A 23,918-nucleotide genomic window follows, 5' to 3' on the forward strand; every position below is an offset into this window, starting at 1 on the left:
CCATGTCCCCACATCTTTCCATGTCGGGCAGGTCACGCCGTATCCCGACGGGTTGTCCCCGCCTCCGAATACCCTGACCGGGTGGTTCGACGGCCCGTGGCGCCCGACGGCGTACAGACCAGCATCGACGACCTCGGCACCCCGTTGGCCGCGGCGACGTTCGTGGTGCTGGACCTGGAGACCACGGGGACCAGCGCCAGCGGGTCGCGGATCACGGAGGTGGGCGCGGTCCGGGTACGCGGCGGCGAGGTGGTGGAGGAGTTCTCCACCCTGGTCGATCCCGGCACCCCCATCCCGGCCAACATCACGTTGCTGACCGGGATCACCCAGTCGATGGTGGCGTCGGCGCCGCCGGTGGAGGAGGTGCTGCCGCGGGTCCTGGCCTTCCTGGACGCAGAGCCGGGCACGGTGCTGGTGGCGCACAACGCGGCCTTCGACACGGGTTTCCTCAAGGCGGCGTGTGAGCGGCAGGGGCGGGAGTGGCCGGGGTATCCGGTGCTGGACACCCTGCGGCTGGCCCGGGCGGTGCTGCACCGGGGGGAGACGCGCAACCACCGGTTGGCCACGCTGGCCGCCTACTTCGGGGTGGCCGCCGCGCCCACGCACCGGGCGCTGGACGACGCCCGCGCCACGGTGGGGGTGCTCCTGGGGCTGATCGAGCGGTTGCGGCCGTTGGGTGTGTCGAGCGTGGAGGAGCTGCGGGCGGTCACCAAGCCGCCGACCCGGGCGCAGCGGGCCCGCCGCCACCTGGCGGAGGGGCTGCCGGAGGAGCCGGGGGTGTACGTGTTCACCGACGCGCGGGGGGCCAGCCTCTACGTCGGCAAGAGCAAGAACCTGCGCCGCAGGGTGGCCGCGTACTTCACGGCGGCGGAGAACCGCAGGCGGATCCGCGAGATGGCGGGGCTGGTGGAGGGGGTCACCCCCATCGTGTGCTCCAGCGAGCTGGAGGCGTCGGTGCGCGAGCTGCGGATCATCGCCGAGCGCAAGCCGCCCTTCAACCGGCGGTCGCGCAACCCGGAGCGGGTCTGGTGGGTGACGCTGACCAGTGACGCCTATCCGCGGTTGTCGGTGGTGCGGGTGGTCCGGGGCGGTGGGGCGCCGTATATCGGCCCCTACTCCTCGGCGCGGGAGGCTGAGCAGGCCCGTGAGGCTCTGCTGCTGGCGTTTCCGCTGCGCCAGTGCACGCACACGTTCGTTCCGCCGGGGGAGGGCGGGGGCGCGCCGCGGGTCGCGGGCGGGGGCCGGGCGGCGGGGGCCGTGGACCTGGGGCCGCGGGTGCCGGTGCGGGGACCGGGCGGCGGGCGCTGGCGGGGGGCGTGCGTGCTGGCCCAGTTGGGGCGGTGCGGGGCTCCCTGTGACGGCAGTGAGAGCGCGGCGGACTACGCCGTGCACGCGGGGGCGGCCCGGTCGGCGATGACCGGGGACCCGTCGGCGGTGGTGGAGGCGCACACCGCGCGGATCGCGGAGCTGGCCGCGGAGCTGCGCTACGAGGAGGCGGCGGGGGTGCGCGACCGGTTGACCGCGTTCCTGAGGGGTGCCCGGCGGGCGCAGCGCCTGGCCGCGATCGCGGCGGTTCCGCACCTGGTGGCCTCCCGCCGTACCGGGGCGGGGTGGGAGACGTGCGTGGTGCGCCGGGGCCGCCTGGCGGGGAGCGCCGTGTTGCGTCCGGGGACCGATCCGGCGGCCTTCCTGGCCTCCCTGGTGGCCACGGCCGAGTATGTTCCCCCCGGTGAGGGGCCCTTCCCGAGCGCCCTGCCGGGGGAGGCGGAGCTGGTCCTGGACTGGCTGGCCGACCCCGCCACGCGGCTGGTGGAGATCGACGGTGAGTGGACATGCCCCTTGGGAGGCGCCGAGGCGCACACCCGGATGACACACTGGGCCCATGGCCGCGCTTCCGCTCAATGACGACTATCCCGTCCGCCGCGTTCCCGTGGTCGCGTACACGCTGATCGCGGCGAACGTGCTGGTGTACCTGGCCTCGCCGCAGGCGGCGACGGCGGTGTGGTACCCGGTCGACGTCATCGGCCGCTACTGCGCGATCCAGGACTACTTCATGTACTGGGGCGCGGTGCCCGCGGAGGTGCTGGGCCGGGTGGAGCAGGTGCCGCACGCGGTGCCCGAGTGCGGTCAGCTCAGCGGCAAACCGGTGTGGTTCTCGGTGTTCAGCTCGATGTTCCTGCACAGCGGGGCGGTGCACCTGATCGGGAACATGGTGTACCTGTTCGTGTTCGGCCCGGTGGTGGAGGACCGGATCGGCAAGGTGCGCTTCGCGGTGCTGTACCTGCTGACGGGGGTGGCGGCGGTCTACGGGTTCGCGCTGACCGACGCCGGCGGGGCCGTGCCCATGGTGGGCGCCTCGGGCGCCATCTCCGGTGTGCTGGGCGCCTACCTGGTGGTGCAGTTCCGCAGCCGGGTGACCATGCTGGTGTTCGTGGTGATCCCGATGCGGCTGCCCGGGTGGGCCGTGGTGGGCAGTTACTTCGCGTTTCAGTATCTTCTCTACGTCACCACATCGAACACTCCCGGTGCCGACAGCGGGGTCGCCTACGCGGCCCACGTGTACGGGTTCATCGCCGGGGTGGTCGTGGGACTGGTGGTCTACCGGCTGCGATGGCGCTCCGGGACGCGGCTCTCCGACGTCTACTAGCGCGTGCGCGCGGTCGGTCCGCGCCCGTCCCGCCCGATCCGAGGAACCGCCCTGGAGGCACAGTGATCACCGCGATCGTCATGGTCAAGGCAGACGTCCACCGCATTCCCGAGGTCGCCGAGGCGATCGCGGAGATCGACGGGGTGAGCGAGGTCTACTCGGTCACGGGGGGCGTGGACCTCATCGCCGTGGTGCGGGTGCGCCGCCACGAGGCGCTGGCCGAGGTGATCCCGGGGCGGGTGAACAAGGTTCCCGGGGTGCTCTCCTCCGACACCCACATCTCCTTCCAGACCTACTCGCGGCACGATCTGGAGTCGGCCTTCTCGCTGGGGCTCTGAGGTCCGCCGGAGCGGTGCGAGGCCGGCGCGGGGCGCGTCCGCCGGGGGAGCCGGGGACGCGCCCGCCCGCGTTCTGTTCCGCGGCCGCTCAGAGCGCCTTGGCGTGCGCCTGGCTGGTCTCCACCCAGCGGGCCAGGGCGCGCTCGGCGGCGCCGCTGTCCACGGCGGCGGCGGCCCGTTCGTACCCGGCGCGGACCGCCTCCAGCAGCGGGCCCCGGACGCCCTCCACGGCGGCCAGCGCGGCGCCGGCGTTGAGCAGTACCGCCTCGCGCACGGGCCCGGGACGGCCCGCCAGCAGGTCGCGTACGGCCTGGGCGTTGAACTCCACGTCGCCGCCGCGCAGGTCCTCGGGGCGGGAGCGGGCGATGCCCAGGTCGGCCGGGTCGAGGGTCTCGCGCCGGGCCTGGCCCCGGCCGACCACCCACACCGTGGAGGTGGTCGTGGTGGTCAGCTCGTCGAGTCCGTCGTCGCCGCGGAAGACCAGCGCCGAGGAGCCGCGGCGGGCGAACACCCCGGCCATGACCTCGCACATGCGCTCGTCGAACACCCCGATGGCCGAGGTGGTGGGCTGGGCGGGGTTGGTCAGCGGGCCCAGGAAGTTGAAGACCGTGGGCACGGCCAGTTCGCGGCGGGGCTTGGCGGCGAAGCGCAGCGAGGGGTGGAAGAGCGGGGCGAAGCAGAAGGTGATGCCCGCCTCCTCGGCCACCCGCGCGGTCAGCTCCGGGGGCAGGTCCAGGACCACGCCCAGGCGTTCCAGCACGTCGGCGGTGCCGCAGGAGGAGGAGGCGGCCCGGTTGCCGTGCTTGACCACGCGCGCCCCGGCGGCCGAGGAGACGATCGCGGCCATCGTGGAGACGTTGACGGTGTGGGCGCGGTCGCCGCCGGTGCCCACGATGTCCAGGGTCGGGCCGGGCACGCTGATGCGCACGGCGTTGTCGAGCATGCCCTGGGCCAGGCCGGTGACCTCGGCGACGGCCTCGCCCTTGGCGCGCAGGGCGATGGCGAACCCGGCGATCTGGGCGTCGGTCGCCGAACCGGACATGATCTCGTTCATCGCCCAGGCGGTGTCGTCGGCGCTGAGGTCGAGGCCGCCCAGCAGGGCGGTGATGAGGTTGGACCAGGTGCGCTCGGTCACGGCGGAGGACTCGGCGGCGTTCATGTTGTTGGCTCCACGGTCGGAAAGGGGCGGGGGCGCCCGGGGCCGGCGCGCGGCCGGACCGCGCTCAGGCGCCCGGGGGGAGGGGGCGGGCGTGGCGGCGCCATCGCCCGGTGTCGGCGCCGTGGTTGAGTGCGGCGCCCACCACGCGGCGGCGGCGCAGTTCCCGCTCGCCGTCGTCGGTTCCCCGCGTGCCCTGTCCCACCGGGGTCATCCGCTCAGGGCCGCGACCCGCTGGCGCATCAGCTCGGCCAGGGCCTCGGCGAACGCGACGGGGTCGATGGGGTGGCTGACGACCTGCTCGGCCTGGGACCAGGTGGCCAGCCAGCCGTCGTCGCGCCGTCCCACCAGCAGGAGTACCGGCGGGCAGCGGTAGATCTCGTCCTTGACCTGGCGGCACAGGCCCATGCCGCCGACGGGGGAGGCCTCGCCGTCGAAAACGGCCACGTCGATGCGCTCGGCCGGGTCGGTCGCCTCCAGCCTGCGCAGGACGACGGGTGCGGTGGCGCACTCGACGAACTCCACCCGGGGCACGTCCGCGGCCGGGCGGCGGCCGATCGCCAGGCGTACCTGTTCGCGGGTTTCGGCGTTGTCGCTGTAGACCAGCACGCGCATCCTGGCATCCGTGTCCGTACCGCTGACCACCATCGCGCAACCGTCCCATCGCGTCTGTCCGCGGCCGCCGCCGTGGGGGGTGCGGCCGGGGCGTTCGTTGGCTGTAGGCCTCTGACTGTATTGCCTTCCGGTCCCGCTGCCCAGGAGGGACGGCCGGGCCGGTGTCGGCGCTGAGACCTTCGACACCACAGGATGCCACCATGCCGGGGCCCCGCGCTAACCCGCCCCCGCGCCCGCGTTACACAACGGTGATGCTTTCGATGTCGGGGCGTTGACTCGAGGGGGTTCGCGTCCGGTTGGCGGGGGTACGGAACGCCTCAGCCGCCCAGGATCGCGATTTTCGGCCCCTTCCTCCGCGCCGTACGCCCCTGGGCGCGGGCCGACCCGCTACAGTAACGTCCCAGTCACGGCGAACAGGCCGTTCCAGGCTCCGGAGGCGCTTCGTCCCCGCGCTGATCCGCCCCGTTACGGGGGGTCGGGTACGGGGCTCCGTGAGATGCCGTAATAATGCTCCCGTGGCGACAGCAACCGCGAACCCAAAAACAGCACCGACACCAGCACATGGTGCGGCAAAGCGTCCTGACCTGGTGAGCGTTGGCACCATCGTGTGGTTGGCCAACGAGCTCATGTTCTTCGCTGCGCTGTTCGCGATGTACTTCACCATCCGATCGGTGACCAACGGCAACCCCGAACTGGGGCAGTGGCCCGACACCCACCTGAACGTCCCGTGGGCGTTGGGCATCACCGTGGTCCTGGTGGCCTCCAGCTTCACCGCGCAGGCGGGCGTCTGGGCCGCCGAGCGCGGCGACGTCAAGAAGCTGCGCATGTGGTTCTACATCACGTTCTTCATGGGTCTGTTCTTCGTTCTGGGGCAGGCCTACGAGTACTACGAGCTCATCGTCCACGAGGGCCTGACTCTTCAGTCGAGCGCCTACGGGTCGATGTTCTACCTGACCACGGGCTTCCACGGACTCCACGTCATCGGTGGGTTGGTCGCGTTCCTCATCATGCTGGGACGCACGTACGCAGCGAAGCGCTTCACCCACCAGCAGGCGACCAGCGCGATCGTCGTGTCCTACTACTGGCACTTCGTCGACGTGGTCTGGATCGCTTTGTTCTGCACCATCTACTTCATCCAGTAACCCGAAACGGGGAAACCGTGAAATGGATCACCGCGCGGCGACGGCATCCCCTGGCGGGGTACGTCGTCGTCATCCTCGCGCTAGCCCTGTTCGGGGTGGGGTACGCCGCCCTGGCCCCCACCGCCGACCAGGCCCAGGCGCAGACCCTCGCCGCTGACGTCCCGTCACCGGATGACGCTGACGTCCTCAAGGGCCGGGACATCTTCAACCAGACGTGCGCCAGCTGCCACAACTACGACGGCAGCGGCAGTTTCGGCGACGACGACGAGGAGTTCACCCGGGGTCCGGACATCCGCGGCGCCGGCGCCGCGGCCATCGACTTCCAGGTCAGCACCGGGCGCATGCCGTCCATGGACCCGGACAACCAGATGCCGCGCAAGCCCATGGCCATGTCCGAGGAGGAACTGGCCGACCTGATCGCCTATTACAACGAGTCGATCAGGACCGGTGGCGCCGACATCCCCTACGACGTCCCCGACACCGCGCCCGAGCGCGCCGACTTCGAGGACGAGGAGTCCTACGAGGACGCGGTCGAGGAGTGGCAGGCCGAGTACGAGGCCTACATCGGGGGTGCCGAGGACACCGACATGGGTATGAGGCTCTACCTGGCCAACTGCGCGCACTGCCACGGCTGGTCCGGCGGCGGCGGCGCGCTCACCGACGGCCGCTGGGCACCCGAGATCCACGACGCGTCCGCGCGCGAGATCTACGAGGCCATGGTCACCGGTCCCGGCGCCATGCCGATGTTCAGCGACAGCGTCATTCAGCCGGAGGAGAAGCAGGAGCTCATCTCCTACGTGAAGACCCTCCAGGCTGAGCCCAATGCCGGAGGCATCTTCGACCTCAACCGGATCGGTCAGGTCGCCGAGGGACTCATCTCGTGGGTCGTCGGACTTGCCCTGATCATTGCCTGCGCGATCTGGATCACCGCGAAGCAGCGAGCCCATGACTGAGAACAACACCAACGACAACAACGAGGCCGAGGGCCCCGCGCCCGAGCGCGTGGTCGGTACGCCCAAGGTCGAGGAGCGCGTGGTGTCCGAGACCCCCGCAGATCCGTACGACGACCACGACGGCCCCTACCGGGCCTTCGAGACGCACGCGCGTCCTGAGGAGGTGCAGCGCCGCGGCGAGAAGATCGCCTCGGTGTGGTTCCTGCTGGCCTTCCTCGGCGGCATCGGCTTCCTGGTCTCCTACTTCGTGTTCAACTCGGAGGAGATCGCCGACCCGCAGATCGCCCAGTACTCGAACATGGCGCTGGGCGGCACGCTCACCCTGGCCCTGTTCGGTATCGGCGCGGGCATGACCGTGTGGGCCCGCCAGGTGATGCCCCACTACGAGGTGCACTCGCCCTACGACGAGCTGCCCTCCAGCGAGGAGGAGAAGAGCTCCTTCGGGACCTTCTTCATGCAGAGCGCCGACGAGAGCGGCTTCACCAAGCGCCCGCTGATGCGCCGCACCCTGATCCTGGCGATGGTGCCGCTGGGCCTGGCGCCGATCGTCCTGCTGCGCGACACCGGCCCGCTGCCGGGGGACAAGTTCAAGGAAACCCTCTGGGAGAACGGCCGCCGCATGTACGTCGAGGGCACCCACCGCGCCCTGCGCCCGGAGGACCTGGAGAACGACCCGTACGGGATGATCTCCGCCCTGCCCGCCATCGACGACGACCACTACCCGCACGGGATCAGCCTCAACGACCAGGCCAAGTCCGTCATCCTGCTCATCAAGATGCCGGAGGGCGACTGGAAGTCCAGGATGACCGAGGAGATCGAGGGAACCGACGGCCAGACGCGTCTGAACTGGACGCACAACGGCATCGTCGCCTACTCCAAGATCTGCACCCACGTGGGGTGTCCCGCCGCGCTGTACGAGCGCACCTCGCACCGCATCCTGTGCCCGTGCCACCAATCGACGTTCGACGCCGCCGACGCCGCTCACGTGGTCTTCGGACCGGCACACCGGCCCTTGCCCCAGCTGCCGATCGGCGTCGATGATGAGGGGTACCTCATCGCGACCGGCGACTTCACCGAGCCGCCCGGGCCGACGTTCTGGGAATATGCGAAGGACTAGTCGATGAGTAAGAACACAAAAGCACCCAAGGCGCTGCGCGGCGTCGGGAACTACATCGACGACCGTTTCCACCTGGCCAAGGCCGGTGAGAAGAACCTGCGCAAGGTCTTCCCGAACCACTGGTCTTTCATGCTGGGCGAGATCGCCCTGTACTCGTTCATCATCCTGCTGATCTCAGGTGTCTTTCTCACGCTCTGGTTCAAGCCGAGCATGGCGGAGGTCATCTATGACGGCTCCTACGAACGTCTGCAGGGCGTTCCGATGTCCGAGGCCTACGCCTCCACGCTCTTCATCGACTTCGAGGTGCGCGGCGGCTTCCTGGTACGGCAGATCCACCACTGGGCAGCACTGATCTTCGTGGCCGCGCTCGTGGTGCACATGCTCCGGGTCTTCTTCACCGGGGCGTTCCGCAAGCCGCGTGAGATCAACTGGCTGATCGGTGTGGCGATCTTCGCGATCGCGGTGGTCGAGGGCCTGTTCGGTTACTCGCTGCCAGACGATCTGCCCTCGGGTATGGGCGTCCGCGTCCTCCAAGGCGTGATGCTGGCGATTCCGCTCGTAGGCTCCTACATCTCGATGTTCCTCTTCGGTGGTGAATTTCCGGGTGAGGACATCATCCCCAGGCTGTACATGCTCCATATCCTGGCTCTGCCGGCTCTGTTGTTGGGCCTGATCGTGGCTCACTTCATGATCTTGTGGCACCAGAAGCACACTCAGTACCCAGGCACCGGACGCACCGAGAAAACCGTCGTGGGAACACCGATGTTCCCCGCGTTCGCGGTCAAGGCCGGCGGCTTCTTCTTCTTTACGTTCGCCGTCATCGCGCTCCTGAGTGCGTTCGTGCAGATCAACCCGATTCATCTGTTCGGCCCGTTCACTCCAACGTCCATCACCTCCGGGCTCCAGCCCGACTGGTACCTGGGCTTCATGGAAGGCGCCCTGCGGATCTTCCCGAACTGGTTCGACTTCTCGATCGGCGGCTATCCGATCATCATCGGCGTCCTGATCCCGGGGTTGGGGATCATGGGTCTGCTCTTCGGGGCTCTGGCCGCCTGGCCCTTCCTCGAACAGTGGATCACCGGAGACAAGCGCGTTCACAACGTCGCGGACCGTCCGCGTAACGCCCCGGTGCGTACCGGCCTCGGAGTCGCCGGAATCGTCTTCTACGGCGTGCTCTGGATGGCCGGATCAAACGACATCCTGTCGGAGACCTTCTCCATCAGCCTGTACACGACGACGTACATTCTGCGGACTCTCCTCATCGTGGGCCCGATCCTGGGCTTCATCATCGCCAAGCGCATCTGCCTGGGCCTGCAGCGCCGGGACAAGGAGACCCTGGAGCACGGCTACGAGAGCGGCATCATCCAGCAGCTGCCCAGCGGTGAGTTCATCGAGGTGCACAAGGCCAGCTCGGAGGAGACGGAGCACGTCCTCAAGAGCAAGCCCCCGGTGACCTCGACGGCGCTGACCGAGCCCGAGGTCGACGACAAGGGTGTGGAGAACCCCGAGGCCCGCAAGGGCCGCGGCAGGTTCCGCCGCGCCCTGGCGCACTGGTACACCAAGGACAACGTGTCCCTGGACGGTGTGCGGGCGCACAACGGGCACCACGCCCACGACTCCGCCGAGGCGGAGAAGGAGGAGGTCGCCCACTAGGGCCGTCCTTCCCCGCCGTCCGAACGGACCCGGCCGCGCACGCGGCCGGGTCCGTTCGCGTCCGGGGCCTCCGGGACGGGCTCCGCGGCCCTCGGGGCCCGCGCTCCCCGCGGATCCGGAGCGGAGGGGACGCCGGCGGCGGAGCGGACCGCGGCGGGAGCGCGTCCGCCCCCGGAGGGTTCCGCGGTGACCGGGAACCGCGCCGGCGGTCCGGCCGGGCGGAGGGCGCACGGGCCGGGACGCCGGGAGGGGATCGGGACGGCCGCGCGTACCCGGGGAGGGAAGGGGGCCCTCCCGCCCCCGGGCCGTCCGGGGGCGCGGGGAACCGCGCGGCACGGTCCCGCGAACGCCGGAGGCCGGGCCTCGTGCGGGGAGCCCGGCCTCCGGCGTTCGCGACTACGCGGCTCAGCCCGCGTAGATGTCGTCGATCTCCTTGCTCCACTGCTTGCTGACCACGTGGCGCTTGACCTTCAGGGAGGCGGTCATCTGGCCGTTCTCCTCGCTGAAGTCGCTGGGCAGGATCTTGAACTTCTTGATGCCCTCGGCCTTGGACACCGCGTTGTTGGCGTTGTCCACCGCCTCCTGGACGGCGGCCCTCAGGTCCGGGTCCTCGGTCAGGTCGGCGACCTCGCCGGTCTTGCCGTGGGCCTCCTTCCACTGCGCGAACGACTCGGGGTCGATCGTGACCAGCGCGGCGATGAACTTGCGGTTGTCGCCGACCACCATGCACTGGCTGACCAGGGCGTGGGCGCGGATGCGGTCCTCCAGCACGGCCGGGGCGACGTTCTTGCCGCCCGCGGTCACGATGATCTCCTTCTTGCGCCCGGTGACGCTGAGGAAGCCGTCCTCGTCCAGCGCGCCCAGGTCGCCGCTGCGGTAGAAGCCGTCCTCGGTGAAGGCCTCCTCGGTGGCCTTGTCGTTCTTCCAGTAGCCGACCATGATGTGGTCGCCCTTGAGGAGGATCTCGCCGTCGTCGTCGATGCGGACGGTGGTGCCGGGCAGCGGCTGGCCCACGGAGCCGATCTTGTTGAACTCGGGGCTGTTGACCGTGGTGGGGGCGGTGCTCTCGGTCAGGCCGTAGCCCTCGATGATGGTGAAGCCGATGCCGCGGAAGAAGTGGCCCAGGCGGGCGCCCAGCGCGGAGCCCCCGGAGACGGCGTAGTCGGCGTTGCCGCCCAGGGCGGCGAGCAGCTTGCCGTAGACGAGCTTGGCGAACAGGGCGTGGCGGAGCTTGAGGCCCAGGGGTACCCGGCCGCTGTCGAGCGCCTTGCTGTAGGCGATGGCGGTCTCGGCGGCGGCGTTGAAGATCTTGCCCTTGCCCTCGGCGGTGGCCTTCTGCTCGGCCTTGGTGTAGACCTTCTCGAACACGCGGGGGACCGCGAGCAGGAAGGTCGGCCGGAAGACGGAGAACTGCTCGATCAGCTCCGGGCCGGTGGAGGGGAAGTGGCCCAGGGTGGCCTTGCCCTCCACGACCATGACCTGGACGAAGCGGGCGAAGACGTGGGCCAGGGGCAGGAAGAGCAGGGTGGAGGGGTTCTCCTTGCCCTGCAGGACCTGTTTGGCCGGGCCGTTGAGCGCGCCGCGGGCGATGAACAGGAAGTTGCGGTGGGTGAGCTTGCAGCCCTTGGGGCGGCCGGTGGTGCCCGAGGTGTAGATGAGGGTGGCGAGGTCGTCGGCCTTGACGGCGGTGCGGCGCTCGTTCAGCGTGTCGTCGGAGACGTCGGCGCCCGCGGAGCGCAGCTCGGCGAACTCGGGGCCCTCGAACTTCCAGACCGGGCCCAGGTCGGGGGTCCTGTCGCGGACCGACTCCACGCGCTCGGCATGGGCGTCGGTCTCGACGAAGACGGCCTTGGCGCCGGAGTCGGCGAGGATCCACTCGACCTGTTCGGCGGAGGAGGTCTCGTAGATGGGGACGGTCACGCCGCCGACGGACCAGATGGCGTAGTCGACCACCGTCCACTCGTAGCGGGTGCGCGACATCAGGGCCACGCGGTCGCCGTGCTCGATGCCGGCGTCGATCAGGGCCTTGGCGTACGCGGCGATGTCGCCGTGCAGCTCCGCCACGGTGACGTCGTGCCACTGGCCGGACTCCTGTCGACGGGCGGCGACGGCGTCGGGCTCGCTGGCCGCGCGCGCGTAGAGCGTGTCGGTCAGTCGCGCGTCTTCGGAGATCTCGACCTTCGCGGGAGAGCTGTATTCGCGCACGTGGTGCTCCTGGACGTGTACGGGTTCTGACAGTGGGGACGTGATGACGGTAACAACAGAAGCCTACTCGTGAGTAGAACAGGTTGCCGTTCGGTATCCAACGGTGACCCGACCTGGGCGTATGGCGGGTCAGGGCGCCGTGGGCGCGCTGTGCCCGCCGTGCGCGGGGCGGGGCCCGCCCCCGGGGCGGCGCGGGCGGGCGGGACCGGGTCCGGTGCCGCGGCGTGCGCCGCTCCCGCTCGTGGGGCGTGCAGGTCACGGCGGTGATCCGGGTTACCCGCCGTACGCACGCGAGACTATACGCCCGGCATAGCTTTTGTGCACATCATGAGAACTCTGCGTTCTCTGCGACCTTTGGACCCTTCTGGGGCTTTGGCTTTCCGGCGACCCGCCGTCACGGGACCCCGGGGGCTTCCCGGGTTCCTCCCTGATCCTGCCCTGAGAAGGCTCCCGCGGGGTCTGCCGGGCCGGTTACCGTGAAGCGGAACGCGCTGCGAAGGAGGAGCCTGACATGGCGGAGAACGCCGACCGCAACAGGGGCCCGGACTCGGGCAGGGCCGAGCCCGACCTCATCGACGACGCGCTGGGACTGGTCGACAGCCTCCAGCGCCGCCTGCTGTCGGCCGGGGTGCGCCGCGGGGTCAGGGCCGTCACCTCGCCGCCCCCGGGCAAGGGGGACGTGTGGGAGGAGGCCATCCGGCTGGAGTCGGGGCGGCGCCGCGACCCCCTGGAGGAGGTCCTCGACATCGTCCGCACCTCCGCTCCCGAGGTCGCCGGACACCTGGGCCGGGCCGGCCTGGCCCTGGCCGGCGCGCTGGGCCGCACCTGGGGCGTCGTCGAGCGTTCCCTGGAGGAGGGGCGTGCGCAGGCCCGCCGGGACGGCTCCGAGCACACGTCCGCCCCGCGGCCCGAGGGCGGCGGGGAGGGCGACCGGCGGCTGACCACGGGCGCCTGAGCGCCGCGCGCCCCGGCGGTGGCCGGGGCCGGGTTCCCGTCCGCGCGTACCCGGGTTCCGGTCCCCGCTGGGGCCGGGCCCGGGTACGCGGCCGTTCGCGTGCCCGGACGGGGGTGTCGACGGCTCCGCGGCACCTGGTTTAATCGAGGGACTCGCATCATATGAAAAATCTCAGCCATGAACCTTGAGACTTATGTCAGAGTTCGGGCGTAAGTACGAAGGAGCTGCCCCCATGCTGACCATCGGCGTAGACATCGGCGGAACCAAGGTCGCCGCCGGTGTCGTGAACCCTGACGGGCAGATCCTGGACAAGGTCAAGTACCCCACGCCCAGCAACGACCCCGTCGGCCTGGCCGACGTGGTCGCCAAGGCCGTCGGCGAGCTGCGCGCCAGGCAGGACGCCGGCGCGGTCGGCGCGGTCGGCGTGGGCGTGGCCGGGTTCGTGGACGAGGACCGCGCCACCGTGCAGGTCGCGGTCAACCTCGGGCTGCGCGAGGAGCCGCTGCGGGAGCGGGTCCAGGAGCGCGTCCACCTGCCGGTGGTCATCGAGAACGACGCCAACGCCGCGGCCTGGGCCGAGGCCAGGTTCGGCGCCGGGCGCGGCAGCGACCACATCGTCTGCGTCACCCTGGGCACCGGTATCGGCGGCGGCCTGGTCATCGGCGGCGCCCTGCACCGCGGCCGCTACGGTGTGGCGGCCGAGGTCGGCCACTACCGGATGGTCCCGCACGGGCGGCGCTGCGCCTGCGGTAACCACGGCTGCTGGGAGCAGTACGCCAGCGGGAGCGCCCTGGTCGCCGAGGGCCAGGACCTGGCACGTACCGACCCGCGGGCCGCCGAGCGCATGCTCAAGCTCGCCGACGGCGCCGTGGAGCGGGTCCAGGGACACGTCATCACGCAGGCCGCGCTGGAGGGCGACCGCGCCGCCCTGGACTGCTTCGCCACCGTCGGCGAGTGGGCCGGGCTGGGCCTGGCCGACCTGGCCGCCATCCTCGACCCCGAGTGCTTCGTCCTGGGCGGCGGGGTCTCCGACGCCGGGTCCATCCTGCTGGACCCGGTCCGCGCCTCCTTCGCCCGCCACGTCTCGGGCCGCCCCGGCCGCCGCCTGGCCGACGTGCGCCTGGCCGAGCTGGGCGGCGAGGCGGGCATCGTCGGCGCGGGCGACCTCGCACGCCACTGACGGCTCCCCGCGCAGGGGGACCGGTACGCGAAGGGGCCCCGGCGAAGGTGTTCGCCGGGGCCCGTGGTGTCCGGGGCGCCTACTCCTGGCCGGAGCCGCGACGGGAGCGCTTCCTCTCCTCGCGGCGGGTGCGGCGCTCCTCCTTGCGCCGGGAGCGCTCGGCGCGCCTGCGGTCCTTGTCGCTGGCGTGCTGTTCGCGGCGGGCCTCCTTGGCCTCGGCCTCCAGTTCGGCCTTGACCGACTGCGCGTAGCGGTCCACGTACTCCTGGCCGGACATCTCCATGAGCGCGTACATGATCTCGTCGGTCACGGCGCGCAGCACGCGCGGATCCTTCTCCATGCCGTAGTAGCGGGAGAAGTCCAGCGGCTTGCCGAACCTGACCTTGGGGCGCACGCCCAACCGGGGGAGTGTCCGCCCGGGCGGCATGATCTTCTCCAGGTTGATCATCGCCATCGGCACCACCGGCGCCCTGGACTCCAGCGCCAGGCGGGCCACACCGGTACGGCCCCGGTAGAGCCTGCCGTCGGGGGAGCGGGTGCCCTCGGGGTAGATGCCCAGCAGGTCGCCGCGCTTGAGGACCTTCAGCCCGGTGCGCAGCGCCGCCTCGCTGGCCCTGCCTCCCGAGCGGTCGATGGGGATCTGGCCCACGCCGGTGAAGAAGGCCCGGCTGATCAGGCCCTTGACCCCCGTACCGGTGAAGTACTCGGCCTTGGCCAGGAAGGTGATCTTGCGCGGCAGCGGCAGCGGGCCGAAGAAGTGGTCGGAGAAGGACAGGTGGTTGCTGACCATGATGGCCGGCCCCCTGCGCGGCACGTTCTCCACGCCCTCGGCGCGCGGTTGCCACAACACGGCCAGAACCGGCCCCAGGATCGCCTTGACCACCCAGTAGAACATCGCTCAGATCACCCCTGCACACGCGGGGAGCACTGGGCAGGGTCTGCCTCGATTCACTGTCCCGCTCGGCCGACATTGCCAGGCTCACGCCCGAAGGGTCCGGGGGAGCCGCCGCCTGACGTGCGCCATCCTCCCACCGTGCGGGGGCAACTGCCAAAGCGCCCCCAAACGGGCCCTCCGCCCGCCGCGAAAGAGGATACTCAGTCGGCCCGCCCGGCGGAGCCTCCCCTCCCGGCACCGGACCGGGGGACGTTAGTGTGCACCCATGACAAACAGTCCGCCGAGGGGCTAGCCTCACGGCTGGAGCCAGCATCCGCACGCCCCGAACCAGCGCGCTCCGGCCCTTCCCACCACCGCGTACCGCATGATCCCCTGGAGCCGCTCCGTGACACCGCCCATCGCCCACCCCCTCATCCCGGGCGCGGAACCGTTCAGCCACCACGGGTCGGGGGTCGGCGTCCTGCTCTGCCACGGGTTCACCGGCTCCCCGTACTCGATGCGCCCCTGGGGCGAGTACCTGGCGGCGGCGGGCCTGAGCGTGGAGGTCCCCCTGCTGCCCGGGCACGGCACGGTCTGGCACCACATGAACCTCACCACCAGCGACGACTGGCTCGCCGAGGCCGAACGGGTCCTGCTGGAGCTGTCGGCGCGCTGCGACGAGGTGTTCGTCATGGGGCTGTCCATGGGCGGGGCGCTGACCCTGCGGCTGGCCCAGCGCCACCCCGGCCTCGTGCGCGGGGCCGTGCTCGTCAACCCCTCCCTGGCGGTGGAGGACCGGCGGCTGCCCCTCATCGCGCCCTTCCGCCGCGCCGTCTCGCGGTTCATGCCCTCCACACCGGGCCTGGGCACCGACATCTCCAAGGACGACACCACCGAGGGCGGCTACGACCGCGTGCCCACCGCCGCGGCGGCGACACTCCCGAAGCTGTGGCGCGAGGTTCAGGAGGGCATGTCCGGTTTGCGAGCGCCGATCCTGGCCTTCCGGAGCCCCCAGGACCACGTCGTGGGACCGGACAGTCTGCGTATCCTCGCTAGGAGAGCGGTCAACACGCGGCTGACGATCCACCTGCTCCACGACAGCTACCACGTGGCGACGCTCGACCACGACGCCGCCGCGATCTTCGACGGGAGCCTCGCCTTCGTGCGAGAGCACAGCAGAAGCGGGGAAGGAGCCGACCGATGACGCAACGTCGGGGCAACGGCCTGCTCGCCGACGCCTACGTTCCTCTGGTCCTGCTCGCCCCCTCGCACGCCGACCGGATGCTGGAGGCGCTGCGCCGCAGCGGCATCGCCGCCTACGCCGTCCCCCTGGAGGAGGACGTGCTGGACCCGGAGGGCGGCGACGACCCGCCCACCGACCACCTGTACGTGGACGCCGAGGAACGCGCCGCCGCCGAGCGGGTGCTGGGCGCCGAGCTGCCCGACCTGGGTGCGGGGGCCGCCCCCGACCTGCCGGCCCCGCGCGAGCCCCGGCCCGAGACGGACGGGGAGGAGGGCGGCCCCAGCGGTCACGACGCGCCGGTCGGCGGCGACCTGCTGGACGGCCCGCCCGCCAACGTCGACCCCGACGCCGCCCCCGTCCAGCCCGCCGACGAGGACGAGGTCTGGAACGACCTGGTCGCGCGGTTCTACGACGACGCCGACACCTCCGCCGAGCGCCGCCGCCCCGCCTGGCCCGACGCGGAGAACCTCAGCGTCTCCGACCCCCGGGAGGAGACGGTCGGAGACCTGCTCGCCTCCGGTCCGGGGGGCTCGGAGGAGCGGGAGGAGACCGAGGAGCGGGAGCGCCGCCGCGCCGAGGCGGAACTGGAGGGCCACTACCAGCCGCCGCCCCCGCCGCCCCTGCTGCAGGGCGACCGGGTGGGCATCGCCGCCTGGTTCGGCCTGCTGGGCGCCCCGGTGCTGGTGTTCGGCGCGGCCTTCCTCGGCGTCACCCTGCCCAACTGGCTGATGTTCGTGGCGGTGCTGGCCTTCCTGACCAGCTTCGTCGTCCTGGTCTTCCGCATGACCGACTCCCGTCCGCCCGGCGACAGCGGGCCCGACGACGGGGCGGTGGTCTGACCCCTGGGCTTCGACGTCCCCCTCTGGCGCTCCTTCGCCCTCTTCCGCGCGGTGGCCCTGGCCTACTCCCTGGTCCTCCTCCTCCAGCACCACGAGCACCTGTCCCGTCCCTGGCTGGCCTGGGTGGTGCTGGCGGCCATGGCGGCGTGGACGGTGGCCGCCACGCGCGGCTACGCGCGCCCCGAGCACCGCACCTGGCACCTGCTCACCGCCGACCTGGCGGTGGCCTTCGCGTGCCTGTTCGCCACCGCGTGGGCGGCGGAGCCGTTCTACCTCACCCAGGCCCCGCCGCTGAGCGGCTACTGGTTCGCGGGCGCGGCCCTGGCCGCCAGTGTCATCTGGGGGCGGCGCGGAGCCGCCCTGGTCGCCGTGCTCTACGGCGCGGCCGACCTGGCCCTGCGCGCGGTCATGGGCGCCGCCGTCACCGCCGCGACCGCCCGGGGCGTGGTGCTGCTGCTCCTGGCCGGTCTGGCCGTGGGGTACATGGCCAGCGTCGCCGGGCGGGCCGAGGAGCGCTTCGCCCGGGCGGTGGCGCTGGAGGCGCGCATCCGCGAGCGCGAGCGGCTGGCCCGCTCCATCCACGACTCGGTGCTGCAGGTGCTCTCCCTGGTGCGGCGGCGCGGCGCCGAGGCCGGGGGCGAGGCCGCGGAGCTGGCCCGGATGGCCGGGGACCAGGAGGTGCGCCTGCGCGCTCTGATCACCGACGGGCTGGACGGGGAGGCGGCCCCCGGAGGGGCCGCGCCCGCGGCGGCGGAGGACGTCGTGGACCTGCGTGAGCTGCTGCGCCCCGTGGAGTCGGTCCACGTGTCGCTGTCCGCGCCCGCCACGCCCGTCACCCTGCCCGCGCCCGTCGCGGCGGAGCTGTCCGCCGCGGTCCGGGCGGCCCTGGACAACGTGGAGCGGCACTGCCCGCCCGGTACCCGCGCCTGGGTCCTGGTGGAGGACGAGGAGGACGCGGTGACCGTGTCCGTGCGCGACGAGGGGCCCGGTGTCGACCCCGGGCGGTTGGAGCGGGCCCTGGCCGACGGCCGCCTCGGGGTTGCCCAGTCCGTGCGGGGTCGGGTGCGCGATCTGGGCGGGAGCGCGGAGTACGTGTCGCTCCCCGGGCAGGGGACCGAGGTGGAGATGCGCGTTCCGCGGCGCTGAGACGCCCGCTGCGTCCCCCGGAGGCGCGCCGGCGACAAGGGGGAAAGCGCCCCTCGGGGTACGCCGCCCCAGGGCGCCCCCAGCGGCGCCCAGCCCGTTCCTGGAGCTTCTGCCTCCGGGAAAATCGCTGGTCAGAGGAGGGGAAGCCGAGGTGGCGCACGCGGGGCGCGCGGGACCCCGGCCGCACGCGTGCGGTGGCCCGGCCCGGCCGCGGCCTCCCGCCTGGGACGCCGCGGCCGTCCGCGGGGGCGGGTTCCCCTACCGCGGGCCCTCGCCGGGCTCCTCCTGGTAGGAGAAGCGCTGCTCCCGCCAGGGGTCGGCCCGGTTGTGGTAGCCGCGCTCCTCCCAGAAGCCCCGGCGGTCGGCGGTCATGTACTCCACGGCGCGCAGCCACTTCACGCTCTTCCACCCGTACAGGTGCGGCACCACCAGGCGCAGCGGGGCGCCGTGCTCGGGGGGGAGCGGTTCCCCGTAACGGTGGGTGGCCAGCAGCACGCCCTCGCGCAGGAAGTCGTCCAGGCGCATGTTGGCGCTGTAGCCGTACTCGCCCCAGGCCATCACGTGCGTCACCTCGGGCGCGGGCGGCGCCTCGGCGACCAGGGCGGCGGAACTGACCCCGCCCCAGGGCACGTCGGGGGTGCTGAACCGCATCACGCAGTGGAAGTCGTGCACCGCCTCCACCCGGGGCAGCCGGGAGAACTCCGGCCAGGTCCACCGGTAGGAGCCCAGGTCGGCGGTGGCCCCCAGGATCCGAAAGTCCCACCTGTCCGGCCGGAAGGCGGGCACCCGCCCGTAGTGCAGCGGTTTGTGCTCGTGGCGCACCGCCTGACCGGGAGGCAGACGCGGCCGGTTCCCGTCCGCCCCGCTCCCGTCCGTCTCCTCGGACACGTGCCTCCCCCTGTTCGTCTCTCGGCCTCCGCGGCCGTGCCCGCTCGGTCGGAGCGGACGCGGTCCGAACCACGGCGTCCGGCCATCCTGTCAGGTGCCGGGGAGAGCCAGATCACTCACCCCGACGGTGCGGGTGTGTGGCGACAGCGCGCTGACGGTGCGCTATAGTCGCAGCCATGCAGCGGAACTTTTGGCGCTTTTATGGCTACCGGCCCGACACCCCGGTCGCCTGTAAAGCGCTGCGCTGACACAGACGACTTGAGCCCCGGGCCGGTAGAGCCCGGGGCTTCTTCGTGTTCCGGGCGCCGCGCGGCTCGCTCATCCCACAGACAAGCAGCGAGGAAGACGCACATGGTCATCGTGATGGCACCGGACGCCACAGCGGACAACATCGACGATCTCGTCGCACTGGTCACCTCCGCCGGAGGCGAGGCCTACGTGACACGCGGCGTCAGCCGCACGATCATCGGCCTGGTCGGCGACATCGAACGCTTCCAGGACCTGGGCCTGGCCGCCAAACCCGGGGTCAGCGACGTTCTGCGCATCTCCGTCCCCTACAAACTCGTCAGCCGCGAGAACCACGACAGCCGCACCGTGGTCAGCGTGCGCGGTGTGCCGATCGGCGGCGACAACGTCACCGTCATCGCCGGACCCTGCGCGGTGGAGACCCCCGAGCAGACCCTGGATGCGGCCCGGATGGCGCTGCGGGCGGGCGCGTCCCTGCTGCGCGGCGGCGCCTACAAGCCCCGCACCTCCCCCTACGCCTTCCAGGGCCTGGGCGAGGAGGGCCTGAGGATCCTCGCCGAGGTGCGCGAGGAGACCGGGCTGCCCATCGTCACCGAGGTCGTGGACGCGGCCGACGTCGGACTCGTCGCCTCCTACGCCGACATGCTCCAGGTCGGCACCCGCAACATGCAGAACTTCGCCCTGTTGCAGGCGGTGGGCGACGCGGGCAAGCCCGTCCTGCTCAAGCGCGGCATGAGTGCCACCATCGAGGAGTGGCTGATGGCCGCCGAGTACGTCGCCCAGCGCGGCAACCTCGACATCGTCCTGTGCGAGCGCGGCATCCGCACCTTCGAGAAGGCCACGCGCAACACCCTGGACATCAGCGCGGTCCCGGTCGCGCAGAACCTGTCCCACCTGCCGGTGATCGTCGACCCGTCCCACTCGGGCGGCAAGCGCGACCTGGTCCTGCCGCTCTCGCGCGCGGCCGTGGCGGTCGGCGCGGACGGCGTCATCGTCGACGTGCACCCCCACCCCGAGACGGCCCTGTGCGACGGCCCCCAGGCCCTGGTGGAGGAGGACCTGGCCGAGCTGCGCGATCTGGCGGGCACCCTGGCCACCCTGACCGGACGCACCCTCACCCCGGCCCCGGGGCTGCAGCTCTCCGCCCTGTGAGCTGACACGGCGCCGATCCGGGCCCGCCCCGCCAGGGGCGGGCCCGGATCGGCGCCGCCGACGGCTTCCGGGGCCCGCGCGGGCCCCGGAACCCTACGCGCTGGTGGCCACGGCGGCGCTGGCGGGCGCCACGCGCCGGGGCGCCGCCTCGCCCAGGAAGCTGGGCTTGTGCACCTGGGCGGTGGAGACCAGGTGCTCGGCCAGCTCCTCGGCGTCCAGGCGCTTCTCGATCTGGCGCAGGTCCGGGATCTTGGCCGCGGTCTCCACCTGGCGCGGGGTCAGCATGGTGCAGCAGTCCTCGTCGGGCAGCTCCGAGATGGCCAGGGTGCCGATCCGGCGCGCCTGGTCCATGATCTCGGTCTTGTCCATGCCGATGAGCGGGCGCAGGATCGGCAGGTCCACCGCGTCGTCCAGGGCGGTGAGGTTGGTCATGGTCTGGCTGGAGACCTGCCCCAGCGCGTCCCCGGTGATCAGGCACTCCGCGCCCAGGTCGTCGGCGAGGGCCTCGGCGGTCTTGAGCATCAGGCGGCGCTGGGCGACGATCTGCAGCCGCTCGATCCCCGAGCTCTTGAGCTGCTGCTGGGCCTTGCCGAAGGGGATCACGAACAGGCGCGAGCCCACCTGGTAGCGGTCCAGCTGGCGGACCAGGCTGTAGGCCTTGTAGATCGACTCCGGGCCGGTGAAGGGCATTCCGGAGAAGTGCAGGAAGTCGACCTTCAGGCCGCGCCGGATCATCCGGTGCGCGGCCACGGGGGAGTCGATGCCGCCCGACATCAGGACCAGGCCGCGACCGCTCATCCCGGCGGGCAGGCCGCCCTGGCCGGGGACGCCGTCGGTGAACACGAACGCCTCGTCCTTGTCCACCTCGACGTACAGGGTGTTGTCGGGCCGCTTGAGGTTGACCTTGTACCCGTGCGCCTCGATGACCTTCGAGCCCAGGTAGCCGGCCAACTCGGAGGAGGTCATCTCGAAGCGCTTGTCGCGTCGGCGGGCGCGCACCGCGAAGGTGCCCTCGCGTCCGGCCAGGGAGCGCACGCCCACGTCGGTGATGGCGTCCAGGTCCTTGGGCACCCGGCGGACGAGGTGCACCCACACCACGCCCATGACGTTGGCCATGCGGTCGGCGATCTCGGCGACCTCCAGGTCGGAGGCCTCGGGCTTGCGCACGATGACCACGCCCGCGCCGCGCTGGGACAGGCGGACGTCGCCCAGGTCGCGTACCGAGGCGCGGATGTTGTTGTGCAGCCGCCGCTCGAAGAGCTTGCGGTTGGAGCCCTTGAGGACGATCTCGCCGAGCTTCATGAGCACGCAGAGCTCGCCGAGCCCGGCGTCGGCTCCGGCCTGTGCTGCGGGGAGCGGCGCGGACTCAAGCGACGCGGACATGGTGCTACCTCCGGTGGATGCCTTGGTTCCCGGTGCGAGGTGGGTGCGGCGGCGGCGGGACCGGGAGCGCCCCCCGCCTTCTTCCAGTATCGAACATTCTCCGTACCGCTCCATCCATTCTCGGGCAGTGCGGGAGCGGGGGCCCAGGGGCGGGCAACGGGTGCGCCCCCCTCCCTGGGAGCTGGGAGGGGGGCGCGCGGTGTCCCGGGGGTTCGGCGCGCGTGGCCGGTGGCCGACACCTCCGGGGGAGCCCCGGGGCAATCCGGATCCCGGGCTCCGTGTCCTCAGCCGAAGAAGACCTCGGCCTCCTCGTACCGGGAGGCGGGGACCGTCTTGAGGGTGTCGGTCGCCTCGGCCAGGTCCACGAGGGCGATGTCGGTGCCCTGGAGGGCGACCATCTTGCCGAACGCGCCCTTGTGCACGGCCTCGATGGCGTTGACGCCCAGCCGGGTGGCGAGCACGCGGTCGAAGGCGCTGGGGGTGCCGCCGCGCTGGACGTGGCCCAGGACCACCGAGCGCGCCTCCTTGCCGGTGCGCGTCTCGATCTCGCCGGCCAGGGTCTGGCCGATGCCGCCCAGGCGCACGTGACCGAAGGCGTCCTTCTCGCCGGTGGACAGCTCCAGCTGCCCCTCCTTGGGGTGCGCGCCCTCGGCGACCACGATGATCGGCGCGTACTGGGTCTGGAAGCGGCTCTCGACGTGCTTGACGACCTCGTCGATGTCGAAGGGGCGCTCGGGGATGAGGATGACGTTGGCGCCCGCGGCCATGCCCGCGTGCAGGGCGATCCACCCGGCGTGGCGGCCCATGACCTCCACCACGAGGGCGCGGTGGTGCGACTCGGCGGTGGTGTGCAGGCGGTCGATCGCCTCCATCGCGATGTTGACGGCCGTGTCGAAACCGAAGGTGAAGTCGGTCGCGTTGAGGTCGTTGTCGATGGTCTTGGGCACGCCGACCACGTTGACGCCGCGCTCGTGCAGCTGGCTGGCCACGCCCAGGGTGTCCTCGCCGCCGATGGCGACGAGGGCGTCCACGCCCAGGCCCGCCATGTTGTCCTTGACCCGCTCGACGCCGCCCTCGATCTTCATGAGGTTGGTCCGCGAGGAGCCCAGGATGGTGCCGCCCCGGGGCAGGATGCCGCGCACGGCCTCCACGTCCAGGGGCATGGTGTCGCCCTCCAGAGGACCGCGCCAGCCGTCCCGGAAGCCGACGAACTCGTAGCCGTAGTCCTTGATGCCCTTGCGGACCACGGCGCGGATGACCGCGTTCAGACCCGGGCAGTCCCCGCCACCGGTCAGCACCCCGACTCGCATACGACCTTCTCCTCGACGTTTGTGTGCCTGACGGCGCATGGCGCCATATGGTCTAGACCATAGTGCGCGCGGGACCCCGGGGCCAACCCGGGGCGGGAAATACCCGGCGGGCCCCTCCCGGGGCCTGGGAGGAGCGCGACCGGAAACCGTGCGCGCCGCTGCCCGTTACCCGTTCCGGCGCCGGGTCAGGTGTCCAGACCCCGGTCGATGGCGTAACGCACGAGCTCCACCCGGTTGTGCAGGTGCAGTTTGGTGAGGGTGTTCTGCACGTGGTTCTGCACGGTGCGGTGGGAGATGGTCAGCCGCTGCGCGATCTGTTTGTAGGCCAGGCCCTTGGCGACCAGGCGCAGCACCTCGGTCTCACGCGGGGTCAGGGCGGGCGCCCCGGTGCAGGGGGAGGGCCGGGCCGAGGACAGCCTGCGGTACTCGCCCAGCACCAGTCCCGCCAGGCCGGGGGTGTACACGGCCTCGCCCGCGTGCACCCGGCGCACCGCGTCCAGCAGTTCCTCCCGGGCCGCGGACTTGAGCAGGTAGCCGGTCGCACCGGCCTTGACCGCCGCCAGCACGTCGTCTCCGGCGCCGCTCGCCGACAGCACCAGCACCCGCGGGGGTTCGGGCAGGGCCACCAGGCCCGCGGTCAGCTCCACCCCGGTCATGTCCGGCAGGTTCAGGTCCACCACGGCCAGCGTGGGGCGCGCCGCGGGGGCGATCCGCAGCGCCTTGGCGCCGTCGCCCGCGGTCCCCACGACCGCGATCCCGGCCTCGTCCAGGTCGCGGGCCACCGCGTCGCGCCACATCGGGTGGTCGTCCACCACCAGGACCCGGACCGTCTCGCTCGCCATGCGCGTGAGCCTATCCCGGTCCGGCGGTGCGCGG

Annotated in this window: 22 protein-coding genes; 13 read left to right on the plus strand and 9 right to left on the minus strand. The window is 71.7% G+C overall.

The features are described from left to right. Window positions 1-81 precede the first annotated feature (81 nt). From FYW95_RS17500 to FYW95_RS17510, 3 genes are all read left to right on the plus strand, one after another. Window positions 82-1,905, plus strand: a complete 1,824-nt coding sequence (locus FYW95_RS17500) for a DEDD exonuclease domain-containing protein (protein WP_159942183.1) — start codon at window positions 82-84, stop codon at window positions 1,903-1,905. Then, window positions 1,883-2,647, plus strand: coding sequence for a rhomboid family intramembrane serine protease (locus tag FYW95_RS17505; protein WP_159942182.1), 765 nt, complete (start codon window positions 1,883-1,885; stop codon window positions 2,645-2,647). Before FYW95_RS17500 ends, FYW95_RS17505 begins: the two co-directional genes overlap by 23 nt. A 62-nt stretch (window positions 2,648-2,709) precedes the next feature. After that, complete coding sequence (locus tag FYW95_RS17510) at window positions 2,710-2,985, plus strand: Lrp/AsnC family transcriptional regulator (protein WP_159942181.1); 276 nt, start codon at window positions 2,710-2,712, stop codon at window positions 2,983-2,985. Window positions 2,986-3,073: 88 nt separating this feature from the next. On the opposite strand, the gene trpD is transcribed toward FYW95_RS17510, so the two are convergent. The 3 genes from trpD to FYW95_RS17525 all read right to left on the minus strand — a co-directional run bounded on the left by trpD (window position 3,074) and on the right by FYW95_RS17525 (window position 4,789). Further along, a complete protein-coding gene (trpD, locus tag FYW95_RS17515; protein WP_159942180.1) occupies window positions 3,074-4,144 on the minus strand; it encodes an anthranilate phosphoribosyltransferase in 1,071 nt (356 codons plus the stop codon). Between the two features lie 64 nt (window positions 4,145-4,208). Continuing rightward, window positions 4,209-4,346, minus strand: coding sequence for a hypothetical protein (locus tag FYW95_RS17520; protein WP_159942179.1), 138 nt, complete (start codon window positions 4,344-4,346; stop codon window positions 4,209-4,211). Window positions 4,347-4,351: 5 nt separating this feature from the next. After that, a complete protein-coding gene (locus FYW95_RS17525; RefSeq protein ID WP_159942178.1) occupies window positions 4,352-4,789 on the minus strand; it encodes a hypothetical protein in 438 nt (145 codons plus the stop codon). A 554-nt stretch (window positions 4,790-5,343) separates the two neighbouring features. On the opposite strand from FYW95_RS17525, the gene FYW95_RS17530 reads away from it, so the two are divergent. Genes FYW95_RS17530 through FYW95_RS17545 form a run of 4 tightly spaced genes read left to right on the plus strand, consistent with a single transcriptional unit; the run spans window position 5,344 to window position 9,621 of the window. Then, window positions 5,344-5,898: an aa3-type cytochrome oxidase subunit III gene (locus FYW95_RS17530; protein ID WP_159942177.1), complete on the plus strand. Its 555-nt coding sequence runs from the start codon at window positions 5,344-5,346 to the stop codon at window positions 5,896-5,898. A 17-nt stretch (window positions 5,899-5,915) separates the two neighbouring features. Then, on the plus strand, window positions 5,916-6,851 hold the full coding sequence (locus FYW95_RS17535; RefSeq protein ID WP_159942176.1) for a cytochrome bc1 complex diheme cytochrome c subunit: 936 nt from the start codon (window positions 5,916-5,918) through the stop codon (window positions 6,849-6,851). After that, window positions 6,844-7,968, plus strand: coding sequence for a cytochrome bc1 complex Rieske iron-sulfur subunit (locus FYW95_RS17540; protein WP_159942175.1), 1,125 nt, complete (start codon window positions 6,844-6,846; stop codon window positions 7,966-7,968). Before FYW95_RS17535 ends, FYW95_RS17540 begins: the two co-directional genes overlap by 8 nt. A 3-nt stretch (window positions 7,969-7,971) precedes the next feature. After that, window positions 7,972-9,621: a cytochrome bc1 complex cytochrome b subunit gene (locus FYW95_RS17545; RefSeq protein ID WP_159942174.1), complete on the plus strand. Its 1,650-nt coding sequence runs from the start codon at window positions 7,972-7,974 to the stop codon at window positions 9,619-9,621. A 405-nt stretch (window positions 9,622-10,026) separates the two neighbouring features. On the opposite strand, the gene FYW95_RS17550 is transcribed toward FYW95_RS17545, so the two are convergent. Then, window positions 10,027-11,826 carry an AMP-dependent synthetase/ligase gene (locus FYW95_RS17550; protein WP_159942173.1) on the minus strand — a complete coding sequence of 600 codons (1,800 nt, stop codon included), beginning with the start codon at window positions 11,824-11,826 and terminating at the stop codon, window positions 10,027-10,029. Window positions 11,827-12,337: 511 nt separating this feature from the next. Between FYW95_RS17550 and FYW95_RS17555 the strand changes: the two genes are divergently transcribed. Both FYW95_RS17555 and FYW95_RS17560 read left to right on the plus strand, forming a co-directional pair. After that, on the plus strand, window positions 12,338-12,781 hold the full coding sequence (locus tag FYW95_RS17555; protein ID WP_236567729.1) for a hypothetical protein: 444 nt from the start codon (window positions 12,338-12,340) through the stop codon (window positions 12,779-12,781). A 232-nt stretch (window positions 12,782-13,013) separates the two neighbouring features. After that, window positions 13,014-13,961, plus strand: a complete 948-nt coding sequence (locus FYW95_RS17560) for an ROK family glucokinase (RefSeq protein WP_159942172.1) — start codon at window positions 13,014-13,016, stop codon at window positions 13,959-13,961. A 79-nt stretch (window positions 13,962-14,040) separates the two neighbouring features. Here the strand turns inward: FYW95_RS17560 and FYW95_RS17565 are convergent, their stop codons facing one another. Continuing rightward, window positions 14,041-14,856: a lysophospholipid acyltransferase family protein gene (locus FYW95_RS17565; RefSeq protein ID WP_159942171.1), complete on the minus strand. Its 816-nt coding sequence runs from the start codon at window positions 14,854-14,856 to the stop codon at window positions 14,041-14,043. 364 nt (window positions 14,857-15,220) lie between these two features. Between FYW95_RS17565 and FYW95_RS17570 the strand changes: the two genes are divergently transcribed. From FYW95_RS17570 to macS, 3 genes are read left to right on the plus strand one after another with little or no spacing between them, the layout of a single operon-like run. Further along, window positions 15,221-16,039, plus strand: a complete 819-nt coding sequence (locus FYW95_RS17570; protein ID WP_159942170.1) for an alpha/beta hydrolase — start codon at window positions 15,221-15,223, stop codon at window positions 16,037-16,039. After that, entirely contained in the window at window positions 16,036-16,917 is an 882-nt protein-coding gene (locus tag FYW95_RS17575) for a hypothetical protein (protein ID WP_159942169.1), read from the plus strand. The genes FYW95_RS17570 and FYW95_RS17575 overlap by 4 nt, the downstream gene beginning before the upstream one ends. Window positions 16,918-16,920: 3 nt before the next feature. Continuing rightward, window positions 16,921-18,063 (plus strand): MacS family sensor histidine kinase, encoded by a 1,143-nt coding sequence (gene macS, locus FYW95_RS17580; protein WP_255459594.1) that lies wholly within the window; start codon window positions 16,921-16,923, stop codon window positions 18,061-18,063. 258 nt (window positions 18,064-18,321) lie between these two features. On the opposite strand, the gene FYW95_RS17585 is transcribed toward macS, so the two are convergent. Beyond that, window positions 18,322-18,951: a molybdopterin-dependent oxidoreductase gene (locus FYW95_RS17585; protein ID WP_159942168.1), complete on the minus strand. Its 630-nt coding sequence runs from the start codon at window positions 18,949-18,951 to the stop codon at window positions 18,322-18,324. Between the two features lie 351 nt (window positions 18,952-19,302). Between FYW95_RS17585 and aroF the strand changes: the two genes are divergently transcribed. Continuing rightward, window positions 19,303-20,349, plus strand: a complete 1,047-nt coding sequence (gene aroF / locus FYW95_RS17590; protein ID WP_159942167.1) for a 3-deoxy-7-phosphoheptulonate synthase — start codon at window positions 19,303-19,305, stop codon at window positions 20,347-20,349. A 93-nt stretch (window positions 20,350-20,442) separates the two neighbouring features. Here aroF and thiI read toward each other — a convergent pair whose 3' ends face one another. From thiI to FYW95_RS17605, 3 genes are all read right to left on the minus strand, one after another. Continuing rightward, window positions 20,443-21,732, minus strand: coding sequence for a tRNA uracil 4-sulfurtransferase ThiI (gene thiI / locus FYW95_RS17595; protein ID WP_159942166.1), 1,290 nt, complete (start codon window positions 21,730-21,732; stop codon window positions 20,443-20,445). 284 nt (window positions 21,733-22,016) lie between these two features. Then, the gene (locus FYW95_RS17600; RefSeq protein WP_159942165.1) at window positions 22,017-23,042 is read right to left on the minus strand and encodes a 6-phosphofructokinase; all 1,026 of its coding nucleotides are present in this window, start codon (window positions 23,040-23,042) and stop codon (window positions 22,017-22,019) included. Window positions 23,043-23,227: 185 nt separating this feature from the next. After that, window positions 23,228-23,884, minus strand: a complete 657-nt coding sequence (locus tag FYW95_RS17605) for a response regulator (RefSeq protein ID WP_159942164.1) — start codon at window positions 23,882-23,884, stop codon at window positions 23,228-23,230. Between the last annotated feature and the right edge of the window lie 34 nt (window positions 23,885-23,918).

The sequence above is a fragment of the Nocardiopsis sp. FR4 genome, assembly GCF_009830945.1.
Classification (GTDB): Bacteria; Actinomycetota; Actinomycetes; order Streptosporangiales; family Streptosporangiaceae; genus Nocardiopsis.